Raw genomic sequence first — 9,468 nt, forward strand, 5'->3', positions numbered from 1 at the left:
CGTGCCGCACGTGCCAAGTGGCGCGTGCGGCACGTTTTAGTGCTCGGTTGTTTCCGTTGTGTTACTGCCCAAAGACCTCTTCGGCGATGCGCGCGCTTTCGGCGGCATCCTTGGCGTAGTAGTCCGCGCCGATCTGCTTGGCGTATTCGGGGGTGAGCACGGCGCCGCCCACGATGATCTTGACGCCCGGAACCTCGGCATGGAGCAGCTTGATGGTCTCCTCCATGGCGACGACGGTGGTGGTCATAAGCGCCGAGAGGCCGACGAGTTTGATATCGCGCTCCTTGACGGTCTTGAGTACCTCCTGCGGATCGACATCGCGGCCCAGGTCAAAGACGGTGTAGCCGTAGTTGTCGAGCAGCATTTTGACGATGTTCTTGCCAATATCGTGGATGTCGCCCTTGACGGTGGCCACGCAGATCTTGCCCTTGTCGGCGATCTCGCCGGCGGGCATCAGGCGCTTGATGGTGTCGAAGCCCACGCGCGCGGCCTCGGCCGAGGCCATGAGCTGCGGCAAGAAGAACTTGCCCTGGTCAAAGAGGACGCCAACCTCGTCGAGGGCGGGGATAAAGTGATTGTTGATGAGGTCCATGGCGTCGTGGTCTGCCAGCAGACGCTCGGTCTCGGCAGCGATCTCGCCTTTGCGGCCCGAGACGACCATGCGACGAATCGGGTCGTCGTTGCCGACGGTGCCGGCGGTGCCGGCGGTGCCGGCGGTGCCCGCGGCCGGCGCGGCATCACTCGATGCGGCCTGAGCTGCTGCCGGGTTGGCGGCGATCTTATAGGGATCGGTCCAGCCGGCGTAGCGTTCGATGTATCCGGTCGAGCCCTCGTCCTCAACGCTCAGCACGCGATAGCTGTAGACGGTGTCCATAAAGCGCTTGGAGCCCGGGTTCATGATGGGGGCGTCCAGGCCCGCGCCAAAGGCGGCGGCCAAAAAGACCGAGCCCAGCAGCGGGCGGGCAGGCAGGCCAAAGCTGATGTTCGACACGCCGAGCGCGCATTTGACACCCAGGCGCTCCTTGCACAGGGACATGGCACGCAGGATCTGCTCGGCCTGGCGCTGGTTGGTCGAGGCGGTCATGACCAGGCAGTCGATGAGGATGCGGTCCGGTCCGATGCCGTAGCGGGCAGCCTCGGCCACGATGCGCTCGGCGATGGCGAAGCGAGCCTCGGCGGTATCGGGGATGCCGCCTTCGTCGAGCGTAAGGCCGACAACGTTGGTGCCGTAGTGGGCGACCAGTGGAAAGATCTCATCCATGATCTGCTGCTTGCCATTGACCGAGTTGATGATGGGCTTGCCGGCGTAGCGGCGCACGGCGGCCTCGACGGCTGCGGGGTCGGTGGAGTCGATCTGCAGCGGCAGCAGCGTGGAGCCTTGGAGCTGCTCGGTCGCTTGCTGGATGACCTTGACCTCGTCGATCTCGGGCAGGCCCACGTTGACGTCCAAGATATCGGCGCCCTGTTCTTGCTGGCTGATGCCCTGGCTTACGACGTAGTCCAGATCGCCGTCGCGCAGGGCCTGCTGCAGGCGTTTTTTACCGGTGGGGTTGATGCGCTCGCCGATGACGGCGATTTTGTGGCCGTCGCAGGGGAGGTCCACCACGGTCTGGGCGCTTGTGACCGACATGCTGGGCTTGCGGTGGCGCGGACTGGGCGTGTGGTTATCGATAAGCGTGCGCAGCGCTGCCATGTGCGTGGGCGTGGTACCGCAGCAACCGCCCACGACGCTCACGCCGTCGGCGATCATGCCGGCGACGGCCTCGGCGTATTCGGGGGCTTGGATATCAAAGACGGTGTTGCCGTCGTCGTCCACGCGGGGCAGTCCAGCGTTGGCCTGCACCATGATGGGCTTGTCCGTAACGGTGAGCATGCGAGCGGCGAGCCCTCGGAGCTCGGCCGGTCCCTGGCTGCAGTTGATGCCCAAAACGTCGGCGCCGATGGCATCGAGCGTGATGGCGGCAACCTCGGGACTCGTGCCCAGGAAGGTGCGACCGTCTTCCTCAAAAGTCATGGTGGCAAAGACGGGCAGGTTGGAGTTCTCGCGGCAGGCGAGGACCGCCGCCTTGATCTCGGCCAGGTCGGTCATGGTCTCGATAATAAAGAGGTCCACACCCGCGGCGACGCCGGCGCGCACTTCCTCGGCAAAGAGGTCGTAGGCCTCGTCGAAGCTCAGGGTACCCAGGGGGCGCAGCAGCGCGCCGATGGGGCCGATGTCGCCGGCGACGTAGTGGGCACCGGCCGCGCGAGCGCAAGAGACTGCGGCGGCAAAGACATCTGCCACGGTGGCGGCGCCATCGAGCTTGTGCGCGTTGGCGCCAAAGGTGTTGGCGGTGATCACGTCGCACCCGGCCTCGACGTACTGACGTTGGATGTCGGTGATGACCTGGGGCTCCTCAAAGTTGAGCAGCTCGGGCAGGGCTCCGGCCTTCATGCCGGCCGCCTGCAGCATGGTGCCCATGCCGCCGTCGAACAGCAGGTGTCCCGTGCCCTCGATGGCGGCGCGCAGACGATCGTTCTTAATGCGAAGGTCGTCGATTGTGCGCGTCTTGTATGCAGCGCCTTTGCGGCGTGCGGCATCAACAGGCGCCGCCAGCGCGGTACCGTCCAGATCATGAGTGATAAGTATGTTTGAGCTATTCGCCATGTGCATCCATTTCGTCTAGAGCCCACTGAGGAATTTCTATTTGAAGAGATTTGTCGGGCTCGATATCTTCGATTCGCTTGTTGTAGTGGGCAAGAAGCCGTGCGACATTTAATCGAATTAGGGCTCGCTTGTAGAACGATAATTCTTCAATATTGATGCCGATAAACGATTCGAGCGCGATAACCTGTACGCGATTGCCGAGTCCCTCACTTTCGAACAGTCCGTAAGCGAAGGAAACTTTATCGTGGGGGACAACGACGATGGGACGAATGCCATTTCGAATGTTATCTCGGCATCGATCGGTCAATTTGGCCATTGGCGATACAGTCACATGAAATGCAGCATCATTGATTTGGAAATCGCCAGAACGGTCTGTTTGCTGGTCGGCAGCGTTTGAGTTGTCCTTTCCGATTTCTATGGTTGGAAATAACATCTCTAGTTTTGCACCTACCAGGTGCTGTGCGACGGTACCCGTTGGCTTATCGGACCGTAGGCTTGCTTCGGCTAGGATATCATCGACAATGACAGAAATTGGTTTTTGAAGATCAATTTCGACTTTGATTCTCTGCCGGTTAAAGAAATCGACCTGGATTCGCTCGACGAAGAAATTGGCGATTGCATTCGCAGCTTCAAGACGAGCGTCTTCGCAAGTGCCACTGGGTAGGGCAGAGTTGATAATTGTGGCAAGCTCAAGCGCCATCGGGAGTGTGCCGCGTGAGGTCCTGCCGCCCTCTGATGCGAAGGCACGCGTTTCCCCATGCCTGGCTAAAACTGTTTTGATGCATGCTCCACTTAGGCCTCGTACTTGGCTCCCCTTGTCCGATTGCACATAATCGTCGGTGAGCGGAAAACGGTTTTGCAACAGCTCGCTTATGCCTATACCAACCGCCATGACGTTACGGTTGACATTGCCTCGCTTGCTGCGCTTGGATTCGTACCAGAGTTCAATGGCATCCAAGATATCTTTATCGGGCTCGTTCAAGGAGCAATTGGTCATTTCCATTATTGTTCACTCCGTTCCTTGAAGACATAAGCGCGGGTTTGACTGCATTTTTTATAAGCCAAGTGACAACTGGCACGGCAACTGCATCGCCGAATGCGTAGCGAATCTGAGCATCCGAGAAGCCGCTAAACTGACATGAGTCAGCACCTTGGAGACGGGCATATTCAGTTCCAGTCATCCAGCGAACTTCTATCTTTCCGTTTTCGCATATCACGACTGCCTGTCTTGATGAGCCGCCGCGAGCCGTTCTTAGACATCCGGCAATTTCTTCTTCACGGATTTCCCAGCGCACAACGCCTGATCGCGTGCGACGGTAAGCAGTGCGAACAGTTTTTTCTTTGGCATTTAAGAAGCGCTGAAGGCGCTCTGCTTGATGCGGTGCAAGCGAGTCGATAAATGCTTGTACTTGGTTTTTGTTCCACCAACGCTTGTCGCCCTCGGGAATATCTTCAACAACCGTTGCAAGGCCCGTCATGCGAAGTGGGCTCGGCTCGTTTAGGTGAGAGATGTGCGTAATGAGTGAAGGGTCGGAGTGAATCCAGGAGACCTTTTCAGGTCGAAGCGAGGAATCGAGTCGGCTGTTGGGAAGAGGGTTTTTTAATCCGACGACAAACATGCGTGGGCGTGACTGGGGAAGCCAGTGCCGTGCATCGATAAAATAAGCGTCGCATGAATAGCCTAAACGATTAAATTCCTGGCAAACGAGTCTAAAGTCATCACTGTTATTAGACGTGGCAAGGCCGATGACGTTTTCGAGAACAAGTGCCCGCGGGGCACGATCGCTCATTCCTTCGATGGCCTTAATAAAGCCAAAGAACGCACTGGACTCTTTACCAGAGATAAGTCCCTCCCTGTTTCCCGCGAGAGATAAGTTTGTGCAAGGGCTTGACGCCCATGCGATGTCGGCTTGGGGTATTAGGTCGGGGTCGAGCGTGTGGACATCCTGCTCGACTAGATGCTCATCGCCCCAACACTGGCTGTACATGGCGCATTTAGTATGGTCTATGTCATTTGCCCAGATTGTTTTGATTCCGGCTTTTGCCATGCCGGCACGAGCCAAGCCAATGCCTGAAAAAAACTCAAGTGCGGTTAGTTGTGGCGAGAACTGCAGAATGTTGTGCATGTACTGGCTTTCAGATAGTTGTTATTTGGCATCTTATGGTACTTGTTTGTGAGGACATCCGCTTACTTACGGACGAGATTCCCTCGATACCGTGCCATCAATTGACATTTTATTCAGAATGCGAATAGCAGGTGGTGTGGGCGGCGCGGAAGCGACAGTGCTCGCGCATGCGGCAGATATTGCAGGTGGGGCGGCTCTGGGCGTCGTGGACCTCGCCATCGAACAGACCGATCACCGCGGTCACGCTCTTGGTGGGCATGAGCAGGCTGGTGGGCGTGACGGTAAGCCCGATGAGCCGCGTGGCGTTGAGCGCGTCCACGATTGAGCGCTGTGCCGTAAGCGGGCAGTCGCCGTAGCCGGGACTGAAGCGCCAGTTACCGGCGAGTCCGCGTGCGGCGGCCGCAGCCTTAACCTGCTGGTCCATCTGCTCGACGGCGGCTTCTACATAGGCAGAGCATGCGGCGTCGAGCACAGCTCCCTCCAGGGGCTGCTGGGCTCCCGTGGTACGCAGGCGACGCTCGGCGTCCATGCCGAGGGTGCATGCCATGAGCGCGGCAAAGCGGGCGTCTTTGAGATGTCGATAGATGTCGCGACCGCGCAGCTCAACGTTGGTGCCAACCAGACGGATGCAAGGCTCTCCCTGCTCGTCCACGCCTGTGGCATCGACGGTAAACACGCGCCGCACGCCGCGGGGCTCAATGTCCAGCTCAAGGCGCTCGACCACAAGCTCAATACGTCGTGACAGCTCGGGCTCAATCTGCTGGCCGCCGTAACCCAGATACCGCAGCATCTCGGCACGGTCGACACGGGGATGGTGCGCAGCATCGACACGGTAAAGCGCCGGCGACGCAAGGTCGGCCGGCACTTCGACAGCGGTTGTATCGATGTGCGGTTTTTCCATTACCCTAGGCGCTCCATAATGGTCGCGGCGATCGCAGGACGATTCATAGTGTACAGGTGCAGACCGGCGGCACCGTGCTCCTTGAGGTCGCAAAGCTGACGGGCGGCATAATCTACACCGGCTGCCTGCAGGCTCTCGGGGTCGTTCTCGTACTTGGCGAGAATCTTGATGACGGGGGAGGGCAGCGACGCACCGCACATAAAGACCATGCGGCTGATTTGCGACTTGCCCATAAACGGCATGATGCCCGCGGTAATGGGCACGGTGATGCCCGCCTTGTCGGCAAGCTCGCGGAAGCGGTAGAAGCACTCGTTGTCAAAGAAGAGCTGCGTCACAAAGAAGCTCGCGCCGGCGTCCTGTTTTTGCTTGAGGTATTCGACCGAAGCGTTGAGGTCCTCACAGGCAATGTGGCCCTCGGGGTAGGCCGCGGCGCCCACACAAAAGCCGGCGTCGACAAGCTCGGGGATGAGGTCACGGGCGTAGGCGTAGTCCGAGGCGGGCTTGTCATCCTCGGTCGCGCCAGTGGGCAGATCACCGCGCAGGGCCAGGATGTTTTCTACGCCGGCGGAGCGGTATTCGTCGATCTTGGCGGCGATATCGGCGTGCGAGCGGCCCACGCAGGTAAGGTGCGCCACCGAGGGCGTATTGAATTCGCTCGTAATCATATGCGCGATGGGGGCGGTGGTGGCGCCGTTGCCCGAGCCGCCGGCAGAGCAGGTGACCGAGACAAAGCTCGGCGAAAGCTTGCACAGATTGCCTGCCACCTCGCGAGCCGTGTTGAGGGTAAGCTCGCCCTTGGGCGGGAACATCTCAAACGAAACGGGTGCGGTGCCCTGGGATGCTGCCTGCTTAAAAACCTCGTCGACGCGCATATCGTGCTCCTTTAGATACGTAATAGTGTGATGTGTTGTAAGGATTCTACAGCACCACTGTGTCACGGTGGAGTTTCGCTCGCTATTCGGGGATACCAATCAAAGATGCCTTGCTATCGACATTCCCTATAGCAGAGCGGTCAATCTAGGATGGGGCTATAAAGACTGGTATCTGATGCGAAATACCAGTTAATAGAGCCCCATCCCAAATTGACTACCCTTAAACCATGGGGAGAGGTCTGCAATTTATACAGTTGATTGGCTGTTGAGGGCGGCAACGCCGCCGCGATGCGGTAACCTCATTGATTGGTTTCGTGACAGCAACATAACGGTAATGTTGCGGAAACACGACGAGCCTAATCTATGACTCGTTCGTTAGTAATCAACACCGCTTCTCACGCGGTGCCGATACGAAGGGAGTTCCGTATGGCCGAACTTACTGACCGCTTCGGGACCATGGTGTTCTCTGAGGAAGTCATGAAGGACTACCTCCCCAAGGACATTTGGAAGCGCCTTGCTGCAACCCTCGAGGACGGTGAGCCGCTTGACCTGGATGTGGCCAACGCCGTTGCCCACGCCATGAAGGTCTGGGCCATCTCCAAGGGCGCGACGCACTACGCGCACTGGTTCCAGCCGCTTTCGGGCATTACTTCCGAGAAGCACGACAGCTTCCTCGAGCCCAACCACGACGGCACCGCCATTACCAAGTTTACGGGCAAGAACCTCATCCAGGGCGAGCCGGACGCCTCCAGCTTCCCCAACGGCGGCCTGCGTGCCACCTTCGAGGCCCGTGGCTACACCGCTTGGGATCCCACCAGCCCCGCATTCATTAAGGACGATGTCCTGTGCATCCCCACGGCTTTTTGCTCCTACACGGGCGAGGCCCTGGACAAGAAGACCCCGCTGCTGCGCTCCATGACCGCACTCTCGCGTGAGTCCAAGCGCGTTTTGGCGCTGTTTGGTAAGACCCCCAAGAAGGTCGTTCCTTCCGTGGGCGATGAGCAGGAGTACTTCCTGATCAAGAAGGACGCTTACCGCAAGCGCAGGGACCTGGTCATCACCGGGCGCACCCTCTTTGGTGCTGCTCCCTGCAAGGGCCAGGAGCTCGAGGAACACTACTTTGGCGCTATCCGCCCCACCGTCTCGTCCTATATGAAGGACCTGGACGATGAACTGTGGGCGCTTGGCATTCCTGCCAAGACCAAGCACAACGAGGTCGCTCCCTGCCAGCATGAGCTCGCCCCTGTCTACGGCGAGGTCAACGAGGCCATCGACCAGAATCTGGTCATGATGGAGAAGATGAAGCTCATCGCCTCCCGTCACGACTTGGTCTGCCTGCTGCACGAGAAGCCCTTTGAGGGCATCAACGGTTCGGGCAAGCACAACAACTGGTCGCTTGGCACCGAGTCCGAGAACCTGCTCGACCCGGGCGACACCCCGCTCGACAACCTGCAGTTCATCGTCTTCCTCACCGCGGTGATCGAGGCCGTCGATAACTATCAGGAGCTCCTGCGTGCCTCCGTTGCCTCGGCCGGCAACGATCATCGTCTGGGCGCCAACGAGGCTCCTCCGGCGATTATGTCCATCTTCCTGGGCGACCAGCTTACCGAGGTTGTCGAGAAGATCATCGATGGCAAGGCTTCCGTCCATGCCACGCGCGGCGTGCTTGACTTGGGCGCCGATACCCTGCCCAAACTGATGCAGGACAACACCGACCGCAACCGCACCTCCCCGTTCGCCTTCACCGGCAACAAGTTCGAGTTCCGTGCCTGCGGCTCCGAGCAAAACGTTTCCGACTCCAACCTGGTGCTCGATGCCGCCGTTGCCAAGTCGCTCAAGTCCTTCGCCGATGCGCTCGAGGGTACGCCCGAGGATAAGTTCCAGGACGCCGCGCTCGAGTACTGCAAGAAGGTGCTGACCGATCACCAGCGCATCCTGTTCTCCGGCGACGGTTACTCCGACGAGTGGCCCATCGAGGCCGAGAAGCGCGGCCTTGCCAACAACAAGACCACGGCCGACGCTCTTCCCGCCTTTGTTTCCGATAAGGCCATTGCGCTCTTTGAGGAGACGGGTGTCCTGACCAAGGCCGAGGCCCAGTGCCGCTATGACTGCAAGCTCGAGAAGTACAACAAGCTCATGAACATCGAGGCTACCACGATGGTTCGCGAGGCGCGTCGTACCTATCGCCCGGTCATTACCGCCTATGCCACCAAGGTCGCTAAGGGCCTTGAGGCTATCCGTGCCGCCGGCGTCGATGCTGCCATGCAGTGCGAGCAGAACACGCTCAACAAGCTCTGCAACGGTATCACCACCATCAACGACTCCATCAAGGCGCTCGACGCCGTGCATCAGAAGGCCGAAGCCCTCGATGGTCAGGAGCAGGCCAACGTGTATGCACACGAGGTCGTTCCCGCTATGGATACGCTGCGCGCCGCCGTGGATGCCATGGAGGAGATCGTGGCCGCCGACTACTGGCCGGTCCCGACCTACGATGACATTCTGTTCTATGTGTAACAGACACGTTTGATTTTGCGTGCGAAGGGGTCTCGCCTGTGCGAGGTCCCTTCTTTTTTGTCGCCACTGGCGAAGACGGCAGAGGTTCTTGGCTGATTTGGCGCACATTTGGCGCACATTTGGCGCACATTTGGCGCGCATGCGCCGAAACGAAAACAGCCAAGACAAAAAACGAACCCGCACGACTTAACATCGCACAGGTTCGCACATTTTCGGGTTGGTGCCCCCAGCGGGATTCGAACCCGCGATATCCACCTTGAAAGGGTGGCGTCCTTGGCCGCTAGACGATGGGGACAGCGGGAAAGAGTATAGCAGACTTTTCTATCCGTTCACAAATCGTTGGCAGATTGAAAAACCACCACACAGGAGCCTTGATTCTCATCTTCATTGCAACAGCCTCAGGACTCA

The 9,468-nt window shown here is 59.0% G+C and carries 6 protein-coding genes and 1 tRNA gene; 1 reads left to right on the top strand and 6 read right to left on the bottom strand.

The window, feature by feature from the left end; genetic code table 11:
- Positions 1–61: 61 nt before the first annotated feature.
- From DW925_RS01750 to DW925_RS01770, 5 genes are all read right to left on the bottom strand, one after another.
- Positions 62–2,647: a homocysteine S-methyltransferase family protein gene (locus DW925_RS01750; protein ID WP_233540208.1), complete on the bottom strand. Its 2,586-nt coding sequence runs from the start codon at positions 2,645–2,647 to the stop codon at positions 62–64.
- The gene (locus DW925_RS01755) at positions 2,637–3,650 is read right to left on the bottom strand and encodes a DUF4928 family protein (RefSeq protein WP_117790238.1); all 1,014 of its coding nucleotides are present in this window, start codon (positions 3,648–3,650) and stop codon (positions 2,637–2,639) included. The genes DW925_RS01750 and DW925_RS01755 overlap by 11 nt, the downstream gene beginning before the upstream one ends.
- The gene (locus DW925_RS01760; protein WP_117790239.1) at positions 3,613–4,773 is read right to left on the bottom strand and encodes a DNA cytosine methyltransferase; all 1,161 of its coding nucleotides are present in this window, start codon (positions 4,771–4,773) and stop codon (positions 3,613–3,615) included. The genes DW925_RS01755 and DW925_RS01760 overlap by 38 nt, the downstream gene beginning before the upstream one ends.
- Before the next feature lie 109 nt (positions 4,774–4,882).
- On the bottom strand, positions 4,883–5,674 hold the full coding sequence (locus DW925_RS01765) for a hypothetical protein (RefSeq protein WP_117790240.1): 792 nt from the start codon (positions 5,672–5,674) through the stop codon (positions 4,883–4,885).
- Entirely contained in the window at positions 5,674–6,546 is an 873-nt protein-coding gene (locus DW925_RS01770) for a methylenetetrahydrofolate reductase (RefSeq protein ID WP_117790241.1), read from the bottom strand. The genes DW925_RS01765 and DW925_RS01770 overlap by 1 nt, the downstream gene beginning before the upstream one ends.
- 426 nt (positions 6,547–6,972) lie before the next feature.
- Between DW925_RS01770 and DW925_RS01775 the strand changes: the two genes are divergently transcribed.
- Positions 6,973–9,060 (top strand): glutamine synthetase III, encoded by a 2,088-nt coding sequence (locus DW925_RS01775; protein WP_117790242.1) that lies wholly within the window; start codon positions 6,973–6,975, stop codon positions 9,058–9,060.
- A gap of 218 nt (positions 9,061–9,278) precedes the next feature.
- Here the strand turns inward: DW925_RS01775 and DW925_RS01780 are convergent.
- Positions 9,279–9,355, bottom strand: a tRNA-Glu gene (locus tag DW925_RS01780).
- Positions 9,356–9,468: the final 113 nt, after the last annotated feature.

Origin of the sequence: Collinsella sp. AM43-1, assembly GCF_003467925.1 — a bacterium.
Taxonomy (GTDB): Bacteria; Actinomycetota; Coriobacteriia; order Coriobacteriales; family Coriobacteriaceae; genus Collinsella.

Bases quoted from the DNA above. Each gene is read 5' to 3' on its own strand.
- DW925_RS01750 (WP_233540208.1), bottom strand. From the start codon at position 2,647: ATGGCGAATAGCTCAAACATACTTATCACTCATGATCTGGACGGTACC.
- DW925_RS01755 (WP_117790238.1), bottom strand. From the start codon at position 3,650: ATGGAAATGACCAATTGCTCCTTGAACGAGCCCGATAAAGATATCTTG.
- DW925_RS01760 (WP_117790239.1), bottom strand. From the start codon at position 4,773: ATGCACAACATTCTGCAGTTCTCGCCACAACTAACCGCACTTGAGTTT.
- DW925_RS01765 (WP_117790240.1), bottom strand. From the start codon at position 5,674: ATGGAAAAACCGCACATCGATACAACCGCTGTCGAAGTGCCGGCCGAC.
- DW925_RS01770 (WP_117790241.1), bottom strand. From the start codon at position 6,546: ATGCGCGTCGACGAGGTTTTTAAGCAGGCAGCATCCCAGGGCACCGCA.
- DW925_RS01775 (WP_117790242.1), top strand. From the start codon at position 6,973: ATGGCCGAACTTACTGACCGCTTCGGGACCATGGTGTTCTCTGAGGAA.